Below are 17,349 nucleotides of genomic sequence, written 5' to 3'. Positions count from 1 at the left end.
CTGGCACTAGATGTGCATTACTGAAGTAAATCGAATTATCCAGAGGGTCAAGCAAGCTGCAAATGGTTAGCGGATGAGCTTGATAAGGAGATCGCCATGTTACTTCATCGACACACATACTACGGCTTGATTCATCATGGAATCAAAGCACTACTACTCGATCGCTTAGGCCACTATACAGAAGAAGAATACCATCAGTATTTGAGCCTAATGACCGGCAAATCCACTTGCTTTACGATGTCTCTCGAAGAGCTTGAAGCAACCGTTGATAACCTGTTGCGTGAAGGCTATTTAGAAGATGTCAAAACGCTTATTTCTCAATATCAACGTGTTGCTTGAATCTTAAATTCTATCAACTCAATTGCCGCTTTATCGCGGCAATTTTTATGCCTTCAATTTGCTACTTCATCTTTGCGAAATGTTGCTTGTTGTATCATTCAGTCAGGGGATTACTTCTCTTACCTCTAACCTTGACGGTATTCACATCTTGTCAGATTCCGTTAGACTGTCTTCAATTCACTAATTAGGTAGATTTTGCCACCATGAAGCAAATCCTAGATTTTATCCCACTCATCGTCTTCTTCGCTTTGTACAAGATGTACGACATCTACGCAGCAACAGGAGCGCTGATCGTTGCAACGGCAATTCAGCTTGTCGTCACCTATGCTCTGTATAAAAAAGTCGAGAAAATGCAGCTAATTACGTTCGTTATCGTGACGATATTTGGCAGCATGACCCTTTTCTTCCACGACGACAATTTCATAAAATGGAAAGTCACCATCATTTATGTGATTCTAGCTATCGGTTTAGCAGCGAGTCACGCAATGGGGAAATCGGCCATTAAAGGCATGTTGGGCAAAGAAATTTCACTACCTGATGCTATTTGGGCGAAGATCAACTGGGCTTGGGTCGGCTTCTTCTCATTCTTTGCTGGTCTGAACATTTATATCGCTTACGAGCTACCACTGGATGTTTGGGTCAACTTCAAAGTATTCGGAATGTTGATTGCGACATTTGCCTACATGATTGCGACTGGCTTCTACATTTACAAACACATGCCAAAAGAACAAAAAAATAACTCATCCGATGTGTCGACTGATGATTAAAAACTCAGTTTTGCTATAATCCGCGCACTTCGCAGCGACCTTCGGGTCGCTGTTTTGCTCCATGTATCACTAAACCGATCAAACGGCATACCGGAATCAGACCATTCTTGCTGCTGTAAACCAACTTTCTCTGGTCCGGTGTCTGTGGTTTTTTAAGGACCTTTGGTTCTAGGTATTTACTATGTTGGCGCTTAGTTTGAGCGCCTTTAAGATTTAGGATGTCACAATGAGTCAAGAAATTAGCTCTCCGAAAGGTCAACTACTGCTTCGTACCCTTGCAATGCCTGCCGATACTAATGCCAATGGCGATATTTTTGGTGGTTGGATTATGTCTCAGCTCGACCTAGCAGGTGCGATTCTGGCCAAAGAGATCTCTTCTGGTCGCGTTGTTACCGTTTCAGTGTCCAGCATTACCTTCAAGAAGCCTGTAGGTGTTGGCGATGTCGTTTGCTGCTATGGCGAATGCACTAAGATTGGTCGCACCTCAATGAGTGTCGATCTGGAAGTATGGGTCAAGCCGGTAAAAGCACACGGTGTCGGCGAGCGCTTCATGGTTTGTGATGCGACTTTCAACTACGTAGCCATTGACAGTGAAGGCAAACCACGCCCGGTTCAGAATTAGTCAACCTACAGCGCTAACTGTTAGAAAGGATCTCACATTTTCTGTTGTTCACTTGTGAGAGACACAAAAAAGGCGTTAAATTAACACTTTACCCTACCAATTAAGGAACTATGCTATGTGGTATGTCATCTTTTCTCAGGACGTCGAGAACTCGCTGGAAAAACGCATGAGCGTTCGCCCGCAACACTTGGAGCGCTTACAAAAGCTTCAAGACGAAGGTCGCCTTCTTACTGCTGGCCCTATGCCTGCGATAGACTCTGACAACCCAGGAGAAGCTGGATTTACGGGCTCGACTGTCATCGCTGAGTTCGCCTCTCTAGAAGACGCTAAAGCGTGGGCAGAAGCCGATCCTTACGTAGCGGCTGGTGTTTACGATAATGTAATCGTGAAACCGTTCAAAAAAGTGTTTTAATTTATGAAAAAATTACTGTGTCTTTTCTTGGCATTTGGTGCGTTAGCGGGCTGTTCATCTACCGATGATAATCAACGCCAGCTTGAGCTATTGGCATCAAACCGAGCGGGAGTCTTGTCCGCAGGTCTCCCTTTGGAATACGGTCCACTGCAGATAATGCGTGTCTCATCCAACAAAAATGTTGTTGAGATGATGATGATTTATAACGATGACGCACTCGGTGCAAAGCCGTTAAATCAAGTACTGAATACCAGTATCTACACCTATTGCAGTAACCCGGAAATTCGTAAGCAAATTGATATGGGCTTAATGTACCGTATTAAAGTGCGTAACTCTCGCGGTCAGTTGATGGCAGATGAGTTGGTTTCCGCGCAAACTTGTACTCAAATGAAATAGTCACAGTGAGTGCGTTGTTTTCGATACGAGCAATTCATCCGCTATTGCGGGATAGTATAACGACGAAAATGAACGGCTAAGAATAGAAAAACGGAGACAACGGTCTCCGTTTTTATTTGCTAAAAAGTTGCCTTACGCCAGCTCAGCACGAAGTTTCTTCGTCGCTGACACGAGGTTCGCCAATGCCGCTTCTGTCTCTGCCCAGTTACGTGTTTTCAGACCACAGTCTGGGTTCACCCACAAACGTTGTACCGGAATCTTTTCTGCCGCTTTCTTGATTAAGCCTTCAATCCACTCTTCCGCCGGAATGTTTGGTGAGTGAATGTCATAAACACCTGGACCGATTTCATTCGGGTAATTGAACTCTTCAAACGCTTTAAGCAGTTCCATATTTGAGCGTGACGTTTCAATGGTAATCACATCCGCATCGAGCGCCGCGACTGAATCAATGATTTCATTGAACTCGCTGTAACACATGTGAGTGTGAATCTGAGTCTCTGGTTTTGCACCCGCTGCCGAGATCTTAAATGCATCCACCGCCCATTCTAAATACGCTTTGTGATCGCGCTTTTTCAACGGCAGACCTTCACGAATCGCAGGCTCATCGATTTGAATGATATTGATGCCTGCATCTTGCAGATCAGAAACCTCATCACGCAGTGCCAGTGCCAGTTGCTGGGCGATTTCTTGACGAGTAATGTCTTCACGCGGGAATGTCCAACATAAAATCGTTACCGGGCCCGTCAGCATACCTTTCATCTGCTTGCTGGTTAGCGATTGTGCGTACGTCGACCATTCCACCGTAATCGGCTTTTCACGCTCAATGTCGGCAACCACAATGGCTGGTTTCACACAGCGAGAGCCATAACTCTGTACCCAACCAAATTTCGTCGTTTGGAAGCCCGCCAAGTTCTCCGCGAAGTATTCCACCATGTCGTTACGTTCTGCTTCACCATGCACAAGCACATCTAGGTCAAGGGCTTCTTGACGTTTTACGGCATCCGCAATATGTCCTTTTAGTGCTTGGATATAGTCGGACTCAGATAACTGGCCAGTGCGATAAGCACTGCGCTGAACACGAATTTCACCCGTTTGAGGGAAAGAACCGATTGTCGTGGTTGGCAACAGAGGCAAGCCCAATACTTCAGATTGATGCGCAGCACGCTCCGCGTAAGGTGCGCTGCGCTCGGCAAGTGACGCAGTAATACTGTTTAAACGTGCTTGAACTTGTGGCTTATTCACATGCGTTGCCGTTTTACGTGCTTTGATTGGCTGGCTGTAGGTATCACAAGCGAGAATCGCATCTTGATCACCATCGAGTGCGCGGCCAAGCAAGGCGACTTCTGTTACTTTTTGTTTTGCGAACGCAAACCAGCTTTTCACTTCCTCACTTAGTTCTGTTTCCAGTTCCAGATCAACCGGGCTATGTAGCAAAGAGCATGAGCTCGCCACCCAAAGGTTGTCGCCCAGTTTTTCTTTTACTGGCTGTAGGCGTTCAAGTTGCGCACTCAAATCCGAGCGCCACACGTTACGACCGTTGACCACGCCAGCAGACAGCACCCAACCCTCCGGTAGTTTGGCAACCACGTCGTCAAGCTGCTGAGGCGCGGCAGATAAATCGATATGTAAACCATCCACTGGTAGCTTTACAATTTTGTCTAGCGTATCGCTTATAGAGTCAAAGTACGTCGTTAGCAGCACTTTTACATCGCTTCGAATCACTTGGTACGCTAGCTTGAACGCATCAGCCCACTGACTTTCAAGCTCTAGTGACAAAATTGGCTCATCAATCTGAACCCACTCAACACCTTGACTCGCGAGCTTTGCCAAAATAGCTTGGTAAGCCGTAAGCAATCGTGGCAGTAGCGTCAGGCGATCGAACCCTTCTTCTACCTCTTTACCTAAGTAAAGATAACTGACTGGGCCAAGCAAAACTGGCTTCACTTTATGCCCAGCTTGGGTTGCTTCGTTGACTTCTTCAAACAGTTGAGGCCAGCTCACTTCAAATGTATCGTCCTTGCTAAATTCAGGTACGATGTAGTGGTAGTTTGTGTTGAACCACTTGGTCATATCCGATGCTGCTGCTCCTGCGCAGCCGCAACCCGCTTGAGATTGACCGCGACCCACTTTGAATAGCGTATCCAAATCAGGGAAACCGTCTGCGTGACGTTTTGGCACGTGACCCAGTAACAACGTGGTCGTCAGTACATGATCGTACCAAGCAAAATCGCCAGCGGTGGTAAAACTCAAGCCAGCATCTGTTTGCGTTTGCCAGTTTTTAGCGCGCAGATCTGCTCCAACCTTTTTAAGCTCTGCTTGATCAATTTCTCCGCGCCAGTATTTTTCCTGAGCGAATTTTAATTCTCGTTTTTCACCGATGCGTGGATAACCTAGTACGTGCGTTGTTGTAGCCATGTCCCTATTCCTTTTTCAATCTTGTTCAATTTGTTTGGGTCAGAGTATCTTTCGTCATAAAAGATGTCTGGATGGCTAAACTATCGCTCTCATCTGCGGTTTGAACAACGTCCATTTATTCAACTTGTTTATTAAAAAAATTCATCATGAGGAGACATGATTCGCAAATAAACACAACAAATAGACGTCTAGACGTTTACATATCCATTTTTTGTCGTTAAGTTATTTATACGATTGCTATTCTGTTCATAGCGAGCAACAAAGGATGAAAGGAATTCATGATAGAGCTAAAACATTTGCGGACACTCACTTCGCTTCGAGACACCGGCTCTCTAACCGCGACGGCGACCGCGTTGCATCTCACTCAATCAGCCTTGTCTCACCAGATCAAAGATTTAGAGGCGCGGATTGGGGGACAATTATTCCTTAGAAAAACTCGTCCGGTAAAGTTCACTTCAGAGGGAGAAATCCTATTGCGTCTTGCGGAAGATATTCTTCCCAAACTCGCAAGAGCAGAAAATGATTTGGCAAGCTTGAAAGAAGACGTCAATGGTCGGTTGCATATGGCGATTGAATGTCACTCATGTTTCCAATGGCTCATGCCTGCTCTTAGGGAATATCAACTTGCCTGGCCTAGCGTAACACTGGATTTTTCATCAGGTTTTGGCTTTGAACCACTTCCTGCACTGTTAGCTGGCGAGTTGGATCTCGTTATCACGTCAGATATTCAACCTCGTTCTGAAGTGCATTATGAACCTTTATTCGACTTTGAAATGCGCTTAATTACCGCGACCAACCACCCACTGGCGGAAAAAGAAGTTATTGATCCGCAAGATCTCGCAGATCAAACCATGCTCTCTTATCCGGTTCAAAAACAAAGGCTAGACGTCGTAAAACACTTCTTGCAGCCAGCGGGTGTAGAGCCCGCCAAATGGAAGCAAGCCGACAATACTCTGATGTTAGTGCAAATGGTCTCCGCAGGATTAGGGGTTGCAGCACTGCCAAATTGGGCGATTTCTGAATTTTCTCGCCAAGGGCTTATTACCAGTAAACCTTTTGGCCAAGGCTTATGGCGTCGCTTATTTGCTGCAACGCGTCACTCAGAGAAAGATAAACGTTACTTACAAGCCTTTTTCGCAACCGCAAGGCTACAATGTAAAAGCCACCTTGACGGAATCAAGATGGCTTAGGGATATGAATTAAGAAGGTTTAGCGTTGATATGCTTTAAATTGGTTGGTCAATGGATCGTACTGATAACCAAGCATATCAAGCTTGCCTACTACGGACTCTACATCCATTTCATACACCGATACTAACTCGTCAAAACTGTCGCACTCTAAACGTAGCTTTTCATTGACGATACCTAGCAAAATAATGCTATCCAAATTACCTACATTGCTTAAATCCATCGCGACTCTCCTCTTCGACAAGGTATATAAACAAGCGTAGACGTAATCACGTGAATTTAAAGTGAGCGCGATCCAAAACCGTGAGTGCCTTATACTCAAGCAACCTAGAAAGGACTTGAGTACAAGCAGTATTGCTCTGTTTCTCGACTCGCGATTAAGCCGCCAGAGAGAATAAACCTTGTAGGCTCGTCATTGACGCGAGCGCGAGCAACAGGGCGACGCTCAGTTGAACCTTTTCCGGTTTTTTATGTGTGAAGATATGCCAACACCAAACAATGATTGAAGAAATTAGCATGGCTAAAGACAATAAAATTGGTTGTGTTGCGGCGCTCAATGTCGCTTCATTTAACTGGTAAGACGCAAATAGAGTTGCGATTACCAGCAGCATTCCAGACACAATGCCCGTAACTGGCAAAATGCGGTGAAATGCCTGCAATCTGCTACGAGCGATAGTCAGAAGCAATTGAGAAAATGACGCCCCAAGGAAAAATATCATTATTGCCATCGCAATAGACGCAGGCCAGCTTGGCTGTTCAAATGCTTGAATACTTACATACGCAAAAGCCAAACCATTCGCTAAATGCATCGCCCAAAGAGGGCCTTTTTCACGCGTTTTCTTGGTTTGAACCTGGGAGTAGAAATAGAAAATAGCGAACACGATCATAAATGCTTCAATGCGAAGAGAAGCAACCGCAAGCCACAATAACGCCACTGCTGGCAACATTTTATGAAGACGGCCTCTCTGACCCGGACAAATATCGCCCTTGATGAGAAGTAAAGTCAGTAGCGCTTGCGCGCCAAATAGCATCGGAGGAAAAGTAACCAGCAATTGTTGAATCATGTTAAATGCACGCTCAAAAGTCATTTTGGGGTGGCGATAATAGCAAATCACCTATCGTCAAACCACCGAAAGTCTATCCCCAAATGTACTAGAACAGCGAGACTTTTTATTCAACAAGAAGCGAGATACTTCAACGCATCTTCTTGAGTTAACACGCCTCTGTATTCTTCTTTTTCATCACATAAAACCCACGGGAAGCGAATGCCTGTTTTGATTAGCTCTCGAATAGCAGCGACGGACAAATGCGCATTGACGAGCACAAACTCCGTGCTCATTATCTGGTTAACCGGGCGTTTCCAAATCCAATTTTCTCGCTCAGTCTCTAATTCTGTCCCCATGGAAGGCGTTAGGTGTAAGTTAACTTGCTCTTTGGTAACTAAGCCAACACAGCGCTTTTCGTTAATGACAACCAACGGCGAACTTGGACTTAAATTCATATATTCCACCGCCAACGATAATGGTTCCCCGGGATCAAGGTGCCTGACCTCTTCATGGCTCAGTGATTGCAATACATCATCTTGTTTTGGTTTAACAGCAACACCCGAAAACAAATGTTCGTAACTTTCCGCTTTCTCCATCAAATCGACAGGCCGAGCACGAGAGAACAAAAAGCCTTGCATGTAATCCACACCTATTTCAGCCAATGTTTGAAGCTCCTGTTCTGACTCCACGCCCTCGGCAACCACTTTTACATTCATTTGCTGAGCAAGATCAGTGACCATTTTGACAATATTATAACTGGTATTGCCATGCTGAATGTTCTTAACGAATTTTCGGTCGATTTTCAGTAAATCAAACTGCCCTTTCTCTAGGTAAGAAAAAGAAGAATACCCTGTACCGAAGTCATCAATCGCAATTTTAATGCCCTCTTTGCGCACTTGCTCTAGCGCTTGCGTATGCTCTTCGTCTTGCTCAAAATACGCTGTTTCCGTCAGCTCAATCGTGACTCGTTTAGGATCGACACCACTGGCTTTAATTAGGTCATGCGAACGCTGAAGAACCTGGAGCGAATCCAATTTAGTATTCAGTGAGCGATTGATGGTTAACCCTATTTCCTCTCCATATATGTCTTGCAAGCGCGGAAAGTGTTTGAGCGCGGCTTGACAAACCTCATCATCCAGAGCCGCAATCAACTCTAAATCTTCAATAACAGTAATCATCTCTTGAGTGCTATAGGCATCACTTTCATGATAAAAGCGGGCTAAGGCCTCGAACTTAACGACTTTACCAGTTCGGCTGTCAATTATTGGTTGAAAATGAACATCCACCAGCCCACTGTCGATTTGCGCTTCCAAAAACGCCTCTAAATGCTGGCGTTTGACTAACTCAGAATGAAGCTCACTATTATAAAAATTAAAATAGCCACCTTCTCCAGAAAGTGAGGACAACATCGCCTGGGCTGCATGCGCTAACGCTTGCTTTGGCCTGTTTGTATCATAGCCGAGGATTGACACACCCGTTTGTCCCTCGACGATAGTGGTATGCATTTTTGTTCCCATTTCATTCCTAAGCTCAGTGAAGAACCCTTTCATCGCAATTTGAATCAAACGTAAAGGACTTAGCCATTGACAGTGAGGAGTTTGTAAACAGACAACAAACACATCCCTAGAAAGTTGACCCGCTATACTGGTGTAGCGGCTTCGCATAATAAAATCGGCGAAGCCTAGTTGCTGTTCAAGTAAGCATTTTTCAGAAAAATTTGGTCTGAGAGTCATGACGATATTGAGTTCTTTACTCCCACTTTCGTTCGCCAAATTAGCTAATTGCAGTTCGAACTCTTCTCTAGAAGGCAAAAAAGCTGACCAATCATGTTGTTGTTCACAGCGATTTTTCATCCACAACAAGGAAGCCGAAATGTCAGTAGAGAAGCCGAGATAAAGAATCCGTCCAGAATGAAACGTTAGCCGATAGATACAAAGATGATGTGCCTGATTACTACCATTTGCAGTTCTACTCAATAAATTACCGCTCCAGTATCCTTCATCATCAATATGTTGCCAGAGTTGGTCGTAAAACGCCTGACTATGGTGAGATGTGCTAAAGATATAGGTTTTAAGTCCAACCAAATCACGGTTTTGATAACCCATTTGCAATTCAAAGGCACGGTTACAACCTAAGATTCGGGTGTCTTCGTCCGCGACTAAAACCCCTACGTTCGGTAAATCAAAAATCGTTTCGAGAATTTTCGCTAACTCTTCGCAGCCAGTGATCGTCAATTGCGGGATGATAGAGCCTTGAACAATACGCTCATTGAGCTTTTCAAAGCTAATTGTGACATGTATTAAGCGAGCTTCATTAAGCATCATGCAACAAGAAAAACGACCTTGCCCACCTAGGAGCTCCACTTCTAAAATTCGTTGCCTTAGTGTTTCCTGTTGCCCCATCAGCATGTGCTCAAACAAATCATCTAAGCAGGTGACTGGCGTATTTAACCCAAAAGCATTTGCCATTCCTAGCTGGTCGCATTCGAACTCGCGAGTATCAATCTTGTAAGACCATTCAATCACTGGAGTCGGATTGGATGTCGGTTGCACTTTTTCATGTGCTATTGTTGTTGAGTCACTCATTCCCTAGCCCCCTTTTTAATTAGCCTCATGCTCAGGGTTCGTAGTCAACGTGCCTTATTCCATTTGGGACCTGCTGATCCTCTTGTAAAATAGATTCTGGCAACGTAAGCCAATCGACTTAGAACCTTTTCAGAGCTTGTTCGGCTTTTTGCATTTTCCTATGCATTAATTTGATTATAGGCGTTGTTTTTAATAAGCACACCATTGCTTATTGGTTGTATTAACATTGCGACATTTTTCACGACTCGACCTATAACCATGAGGCTTTCAAGGTGATATTAGACATAAAATCGCCGATATAGCCTTGATATTTTTGCAAACCAAATAAAACTCGATGAACTAAGCTTGAATAGATGAGTTTGGTATAGATACCTGATCCTCAAATCGCTATAATTCGCGCTCCCTGGAACAGAGAGCAAAATATGACCAATAACATCACTCCTATTCATGAGTACAAAAAATACTGGGCAGAGTGTTTTGGTACGGCACCTTTCTTGCCGACCAGTCGCAAAGAAATGGACGCCCTAGGATGGGATAGCTGTGACATTATCATCGTAACCGGTGATGCTTACGTGGATCACCCAAGCTTTGGTATGGCTATCATTGGCCGTCTGCTAGAAGCACAAGGTTTCCGTGTCGGTATCATTGCTCAACCAGAATGGCAAAACAAAGATGCATTCATGCAGCTTGGTAAGCCAAATCTGTTCTTCGGGATCACTGCGGGTAACATGGACTCCATGATCAACCGTTACACCGCGGATAAAAAACTTCGTCACGATGACGCGTACACCCCCAATAACGAAGGTGGCAAACGCCCAGACCGCGCGACTTTGGTTTACTCTCAGCGTTGTCGTGAAGCCTATAAAGAAGTGCCTATTGTTTTAGGTGGAATCGAAGCCAGCCTACGCCGTGTTGCGCACTACGATTACTGGTCAGACAAAGTTCGCCGTTCGGTACTGTTTGATGCAAAAGCAGATATCTTACTTTTCGGTAACGCAGAGCGTGCACTTGTAGAAGTAGCGCATCGCATCGCAAATGGTGAAGACATCAGCACCATGACTAATATTCGTGGTACAGCCGTGAACCTGCCAACCGCGCCAGAAGGCTACACGGTTATCGATTCTTCTCGCATTGAAAAACCTCGTAAAGAAGCGTTCGTACCAAAGAACCCATACGAAGTAGAAACTCAGTGTGAAACTAAAAAAGATGAGCCAGTTGCACAACCAATCACGATTCGCCCATCACGCCACGATGCTGCGACAACTGCGGTTCGCTTACCTTCTTTTGAAAAACTAAGAAACGATCGCATTCTTTATGCCCACGCAAGTCGTGTATTGCATTTAGAAACAAACCCGTACTCTGGTCGAGCGTTACTTCAAAGCCATGGTGATCGTGAACTTTGGGTAAACCAAGCCCCAATCCCATTGACGACCGAAGAGATGGACTTTGTGTTTGGCCTGCCTTACGCGCGTGTTCCTCATCCTATGTACGGCAAAGCGAAAATTCCAGCGTATGACATGATCAAAACGTCTGTGAACATCATGCGTGGTTGTTTTGGTGGCTGTTCTTTCTGTTCGATTACCGAGCACGAAGGCCGAATCATTCAAAACCGCTCGAAAGAGTCAATCATTAACGAAATTGAAGAAATTCGCGACAAAGTTCCGGGCTTTACCGGCACAATTTCCGATCTTGGTGGCCCGACTGCAAACATGTACCGCCTAGGTTGTAAAGATCCAAAAGCAGAAGCGAACTGTCGTCGTCCTTCTTGTGTATTCCCGGGCATCTGTAACAAGCTAAATACAGACCACAAACACACCATCGATCTATACCGCGAAGCGCGTAAAGTTGAAGGCGTGAAGAAAGTGATGGTCGCATCTGGCGTACGCTATGACCTTGCGATTGAATCACCAGAATACGTAAAAGAGCTCGTAACTCACCACGTTGGTGGTTACTTGAAGATTGCACCGGAACATACAGAGAAAGGCCCTCTTGATCTGATGATGAAACCGGGTATGGGCACGTACGATCGCTTTAAAGAGATGTTCGAGAAGTACAGCGCAGAAGCGGGTAAGAAGCAGTACTTAATCCCTTACTTTATCTCTGCGCACCCAGGCACAGAAGACGAAGACATGCTGAACCTTGCTCTGTGGCTGAAGAAAAACAACTTCGAGTGTGACCAAGTACAAAACTTCTACCCATCACCGATGTGTAACGCAACGTCGATGTACTACTCAGAGACAAACCCTCTGAAACGAGTGAAGTATAAAAAACGTGAAGATGTACCTGTAGCAAAAGGTGAACGTCAACGTCGCCTACATAAAGCGCTGTTGCGTTACCACGATCCAGCAAACTGGCCAATGATCCGAGAAGCCCTAATCAGTATGGGTAAAAAACATTTGATTGGTGACAAACAAGGCTGTCTCGTTCCTGCGGAAGACATTGAAGCACAAACACCTGCACAACGTCGTAAATCTGGTCGTCACGGGGCAAACCGCTTTGCAACCAAACATACCAAAAACCAACCAGGCTTCGGTGGTCATTTGAACAAACGCTCTGAAGGCGGTTCAAAAGATGGTAAACCATCTGGCAACCGTAACGGTTCTGGCAAAGCACAAGGTAGTCAACGCCCTGCAAGCAACGGCCAACGCCCTAGCGGCAACGGTGCAAACCGCCCGGCAGGCAGCAAGCCGCAAGGTCAAGGTCAAGGTCAAGGTCGCCCACAAGGACAAGGCAAACCAGCTGGTCAACGTAAACCAAAGCGTCGCTAATTCTTTAGCACTTAAATACTAGAAAGGGCTCCAGAGGTAACTCTGGAGCCCTTTTGTTTTGTCGGCTCATTGAGGTATCACTCACAACTCAAACTTTGATTCAATCAATACAAAAAATGGTAAACACCAACCAACTTATTGGAAAAACAAACAATTATTTGATTGAAGAAAAATAATACAAAACTAACCCATTGATTTTTAATTACTTTATTTTGGTGCGATATTTGCGTAATAGAGTAAAACTCTTAAACATGGGCTAACGATGAGTAATCCACTTCCTCCAAAAACTTCGATGTTCTGGCACGACAACAGCTATACCTATGAGGAGGCCGTTCAGGCATTTGAAAGCGATGGTACGCTGAAATCGCTGAATATCGTTCCAACCACGGAATCCGATGATCTTGCTGGCTCACCCCCAGAGCGCAGTATGTTTTGGGAGGGAGAAACAAAAAAAATCGATCCGCCACCGCCGTCAGAACCAGAACCTCTCAATTTAAAAAACGAGAAAGAACCAACAGAGGCTTTACCGGCACACTTCATCCCTGTTCGCTACGCCATCGATCAGCTAGAAACGGAAGAAACACAATCTTTTGGTTTGCCTGAAGAATGGAAAGGCCAAGGCCCAGCCAAACTCAATACCGTTGGCTATACCCTTCGTCAGCTTCGCGATGGTTGGTTGTATGTCTATGATGCAATCAACAAAAGCCTAGACGAATATGAAATCAAAGGAACGCAATTCACACTCTACAAGCTAGGAGAGTCGGAAAGCCCAGAGTCCGAACAGCGTGGCACACCAGAAGGTGCAAAACCTTTCCTTACTTACGAAGACGGGAGTGTGCTGTCGATTTGTTACTCAGAACACCGTTGGACATGGAACATGTTCATGCGCGTCCTTAACAATCCGAGTAATCATATCGATCGAATGCAGACTGTTGTCCTGTCTGCAAACGATAATCAGCCCAACATTGCACCAATCGATAAGTTAACTCAAGTGGCTGATATTGAATCTTCCGCCGTTGATGATGGGCGTTTTGCGGATTCCGGCATCACTACCAAAGCTGATGAAGATGGTTCTATCTTTAAACCTGTCGCAGCCGAGAGTGATTTAACCTCTTCAATTCCAGAAGAAGAATCGGGCTACTTCGTCGCGATAAAAGATTACGCCGCAGACATTCAAGATATGTCGCTGCATTTTGTTGGCGCTGCAAGTCCCTACCGCCTTTTCATTGACCAGTTTTCAAACCAGTGGAACTTAATGCAGACCGCCATGCAGCTGTGCATGTTCGGGGCAAGCGACAATATAGACATGCCAGCTAGCGTTAAACGTAACAGTGAAGAGCTGTCGTTTTATACCGACATGGCAGAATATTATGACTCATCCAGTCAACTCGATTTGGCAGAGCAGAATAAAAGCTCAGTTCAATCAGGCTATCCTGCTAAATTTTCCGCTGGAGCGATTGAATCACACCAACATACCCAAAGTGACATTGCCAAAGCAATACAGGACAAATATCGAATTTCCGCGAGTCGATTTGGTAAATACGAACAATGGATAGCGACTGAACGCTGGCGCAAGCAGCTCAACTGGAAGCAAATGCTGAGCGAAATGCAAGAGCTGTCAGAGCAAAAAGAAACCATGCTTGCCGAAGTTGTCTCGGTAAAAAGCGACTTTATTGCTGTAATGGAATCTTTGACACCTCATCATCTCGAAAGAACCTTCGACCTATACAGCGAAGACACGCAGTACAGCTTGTATCAACTCCATAAGCAAGCCGTTGAGTCATTTACTCTGGTGATGCAAGAAGAAGACCGCCAATGGGCTGAAAGCCAATGGGAGAAACCAACCAGTTTACTCGCACTCTACACTTCCGGGTTTAGTCGTAGTCTCTTTAAACAAGTGGAGAAATTAATTCCTGAACAAGTTTCAAATCAGGTAGGTGAAGTAGACGTCGCCAAAAATGCTCCAGACACTGAAAGCTCAGACAAACAGTTCATGGACTACGTTTCGGCAGCAAGTAACCGTGTGGGTATGTATGCAAAAGTAATGGACTTTATTTCTAACCCAAATACTGCAGAAACCGAGTTTCTAAGAGATATAGCAAAAGGATTCGATGAGCTAGATAGCATATTCAAAGCGACTAACAGCGCTTTATTGAAGGGGGTAATAGAGGTTGGCGTTAGCCTAACAGCCCAAGCGTCTATCTTAATGATATCTCTATTGTCAAGACCGCTCACCCGAACAAGTTTTTACCTAAGAGCTGCCGTTGTAGAACGTTTGTCGATAGATACTCCAATCAATGTCAATAAAGGCTACGCTCAAAATTTTGGTACCTGGAAATCCAATCATGATAAAAAACTCGTCGCATCTAACCAAAACAAGGAAGTCTTAGCAGCCTTCAACAAGGGTGATAAAACTATATCAAACACGCAGTATAAGAAGGCTCTCCAGCAACAGCGGCACCTTCAAAAAAGTTTAGCCGTTGCGACGTTGGAATACCCACAGTATATAGAACTTCCAGATGACGTACTTGAGGCAACAATTCAAATGCGTAAAGACATATGGGATAACAGATTAAACAACCTTAAGAAACGGTTTGAATATGTGGGTGGTTTAGGCTTCTTAGCTCTGATTTTTAACTGCCTCGCACTTGCTGATGCAATGAACAGTATTCAAGAAACAGGGCTCATGTCTCAAGATGATTTCTTAGATATTCAACAAAAGCTTTTTTACACTGCCGGAGCTTGGACGGGCATTCGTACTGGGAAACTATGGGATAAGGTTAAGGGCAGTGACGAGCTCAGAGAGCATTCGCTAAAAACTCTTAAAAATTTAGTAGACAGAAATACAAAAGGCTTTGAAAACCTGATTCTAGATGACTTAAAAGTTTTTAATAAATGGCTCGCGATTACAGGTGCTTTAGGAGCGCTGGCTTCAGGTATTGAGGCTTACCGTTCTTGGCAGAGTGTAGATGACGTTTATGGTCTCGAAAGCAAATTGTATTTAGCAAATACCGTAACGCTTGGTTTAACTGGTGCGATTGGTGCGTTTCAGTTCGTAGGAGCCTCTACTGGTACTTTTTCGACTAACTTACTTTTTGGAGGCCCAATAACGGCAGCTTTAGTTATTCTTACAGTTACATACCTAGCCATCAATTATAAACTCAACAAACTGAAACAAGATGATTTCCAAAAATGGTTAGATAAACTGCCTTGGGGTTATCACCCGAGTCGTACTCAGTGGAGCCAATCTGCAAGCTTGCCCGAAAGAGAGAAGCACAATTCAGCATTGGTGCAACAAGCACTGTTTGACTTACAATCTATTATTCAACAGCCAACGGTATACCATCAGCCTATTGAAAAAATACAGGCTTATCCAGGCTATACGCATCATGAGCTAGTTGGCTTGGAAGTGCATATTCAGCTGCCACATCGTGCTGCAACGAATGGTGTTACAGTGAGTACCAACACCAAGGCAACAGAAGATGATTTGACGTCCGGCTCTTGGTATCAAAACGCAGATTTAGTCACGCTACAAACACAGAGCCAAGCTAGCAAAGAGTTACTGGTGTATAAGGTAACATTGCCGATTAAAGAGACCGATCAATACCTTGCCATGCAAGTAGCGTATGATGTGGAAGATGATGCCCCATCAAAGCGTGAGTATTGGTTCCAAAATAGCGTAAAACAGAGTGCAACTCATAGCGTAATTTCAGACAATACCAAACAAAACATCATTAAAAAGTCACTCACCTCAGTTGTTGGCACATTAGGTTTTAAGGAGTAACCCTTGGCATATTCACCATTTTACGTCACCCCAGAAGAATTATCAGTTTATCAAGAGGCGCAAGAGCAGGAAATACTCGCAGGTGATAATGTAACAACTTGGCATAAGTATGATGTAGAGGAACCATTTCGCTATTACTTTAAACTTTTTGCGTTTCCATTTGTGATCGCCCCATTCCTATTAACTTTGTTTATACACACGAGTGACACGGTTGGCGTAACTATTTTTTCTTTTATTTTGTCGGTGATGGTGTCTGGAGCTTTTTACCTTACGATTGGCCTCGATTATCGATATGACTACATTTTTTCAGATAAAGGCTTTGTGATGAAAAAGCGTCGCAATATGCCTAAATGGGTAAATACCGCTACGCAAGCTGTTGGCTGGATAGGTGCAGTGGTGTGTGTGATTATGGTAGCACTGGTTGGTCCGATGGCATTAGCTGGAGCAGGTGCCTTCATTTTGCTTTCATTTGGTATGTTAAAACGCCAGCCTGATGAACGAACAGAAGTTAAAGTGGGCGAACGAGAAGATTGGCTTTTTGCGGACTACAACAAGAAAAGGAAAGTGATCCAGTTCTATTTTAAGCATGACATATGCAGATATCGAGATACTGCTCATAAGACTATCTTTCGCTCACAAGATCGATTCGATTGTTATGTTTTCTTTAAAACTGAAGCGGATTTAGAATCCATGGTCGCGCAACTGTCAAAGGTCTACAAACTGAATTGTACCGAGGTCGATGACCATAAAAAGTTGTTTGAAGCAAAGCCAGAATCAAGGCTCTTTAGTATTCCTGTTTGTAGTAAAGAATATCAAACCGATGAGGTATTTGATTTAAGGGCGTCAAATGCCCCGCTTCCTGAGCGTGAATACCTTTACAACGGTAAGTGGCAAACTGAATCAGAAATCGAACGCTTAAAAGCAACTGGTGAACAGCAAGCCACTCCCGCTTCATAGTTCAAAACAAGCATTAAAAAGGGCTCCAGAGGTAACTCTGGAGCCTTTTTTTTGTGAGAAGTAAACGTTTT

At 44.4% G+C, this 17,349-nt stretch carries 13 protein-coding genes; 9 read left to right on the top strand and 4 right to left on the bottom strand.

The window, feature by feature from the left end:
• Positions 1–96 precede the first annotated feature (96 nt).
• The 5 genes from VEA_RS07685 to VEA_RS07665 all read left to right on the top strand — a co-directional run bounded on the left by VEA_RS07685 (position 97) and on the right by VEA_RS07665 (position 2,536).
• Positions 97–339, top strand: coding sequence for a hypothetical protein (locus VEA_RS07685; RefSeq protein ID WP_005392851.1), 243 nt, complete (start codon positions 97–99; stop codon positions 337–339).
• Between the two features lie 203 nt (positions 340–542).
• Entirely contained in the window at positions 543–1,106 is a 564-nt protein-coding gene (locus VEA_RS07680) for a septation protein A (protein WP_005392849.1), read from the top strand.
• Between the two features lie 226 nt (positions 1,107–1,332).
• Entirely contained in the window at positions 1,333–1,728 is a 396-nt protein-coding gene (yciA, locus tag VEA_RS07675) for an acyl-CoA thioester hydrolase YciA (protein WP_012841618.1), read from the top strand.
• A 115-nt stretch (positions 1,729–1,843) separates the two neighbouring features.
• Positions 1,844–2,140, top strand: coding sequence for a YciI family protein (locus VEA_RS07670; protein ID WP_005392847.1), 297 nt, complete (start codon positions 1,844–1,846; stop codon positions 2,138–2,140).
• A 3-nt stretch (positions 2,141–2,143) separates the two neighbouring features.
• Complete coding sequence (locus tag VEA_RS07665) at positions 2,144–2,536, top strand: GspS/AspS pilotin family protein (RefSeq protein WP_005392846.1); 393 nt, start codon at positions 2,144–2,146, stop codon at positions 2,534–2,536.
• 132 nt (positions 2,537–2,668) lie between these two features.
• Here VEA_RS07665 and metE read toward each other — a convergent pair whose 3' ends face one another.
• Positions 2,669–4,951 carry a 5-methyltetrahydropteroyltriglutamate--homocysteine S-methyltransferase gene (metE, locus tag VEA_RS07660; RefSeq protein WP_012841617.1) on the bottom strand — a complete coding sequence of 761 codons (2,283 nt, stop codon included), beginning with the start codon at positions 4,949–4,951 and terminating at the stop codon, positions 2,669–2,671.
• Positions 4,952–5,229: 278 nt separating this feature from the next.
• Between metE and metR the strand changes: the two genes are divergently transcribed.
• The gene (metR, locus tag VEA_RS07655; protein ID WP_005392844.1) at positions 5,230–6,141 is read left to right on the top strand and encodes an HTH-type transcriptional regulator MetR; all 912 of its coding nucleotides are present in this window, start codon (positions 5,230–5,232) and stop codon (positions 6,139–6,141) included.
• A gap of 19 nt (positions 6,142–6,160) precedes the next feature.
• On the opposite strand, the gene VEA_RS07650 is transcribed toward metR, so the two are convergent.
• From VEA_RS07650 to VEA_RS07640, 3 genes are all read right to left on the bottom strand, one after another.
• Positions 6,161–6,361 (bottom strand): DUF4250 domain-containing protein, encoded by a 201-nt coding sequence (locus VEA_RS07650; protein ID WP_005392843.1) that lies wholly within the window; start codon positions 6,359–6,361, stop codon positions 6,161–6,163.
• 154 nt (positions 6,362–6,515) lie between these two features.
• On the bottom strand, positions 6,516–7,226 hold the full coding sequence (locus tag VEA_RS07645) for a hypothetical protein (protein ID WP_012841615.1): 711 nt from the start codon (positions 7,224–7,226) through the stop codon (positions 6,516–6,518).
• Positions 7,227–7,312: 86 nt separating this feature from the next.
• Entirely contained in the window at positions 7,313–9,769 is a 2,457-nt protein-coding gene (locus VEA_RS07640; protein ID WP_006742639.1) for an EAL domain-containing protein, read from the bottom strand.
• 422 nt (positions 9,770–10,191) lie between these two features.
• On the opposite strand from VEA_RS07640, the gene VEA_RS07635 reads away from it, so the two are divergent.
• From VEA_RS07635 to VEA_RS07625, 3 genes are all read left to right on the top strand, one after another.
• Positions 10,192–12,537, top strand: a complete 2,346-nt coding sequence (locus tag VEA_RS07635) for a YgiQ family radical SAM protein (RefSeq protein WP_006742640.1) — start codon at positions 10,192–10,194, stop codon at positions 12,535–12,537.
• A gap of 262 nt (positions 12,538–12,799) precedes the next feature.
• Complete coding sequence (locus tag VEA_RS07630) at positions 12,800–16,321, top strand: T6SS effector BTH_I2691 family protein (protein WP_006742641.1); 3,522 nt, start codon at positions 12,800–12,802, stop codon at positions 16,319–16,321.
• A gap of 3 nt (positions 16,322–16,324) precedes the next feature.
• Positions 16,325–17,278 carry a hypothetical protein gene (locus VEA_RS07625; RefSeq protein ID WP_006742642.1) on the top strand — a complete coding sequence of 318 codons (954 nt, stop codon included), beginning with the start codon at positions 16,325–16,327 and terminating at the stop codon, positions 17,276–17,278.
• Positions 17,279–17,349 lie beyond the last annotated feature (71 nt).

The sequence above is a fragment of the Vibrio antiquarius genome (assembly GCF_000024825.1).
In the GTDB taxonomy this organism is placed as follows: Bacteria; Pseudomonadota; Gammaproteobacteria; order Enterobacterales; family Vibrionaceae; genus Vibrio; species Vibrio diabolicus.
This window is presented reverse-complemented; position numbering and strand designations above follow the sequence as displayed.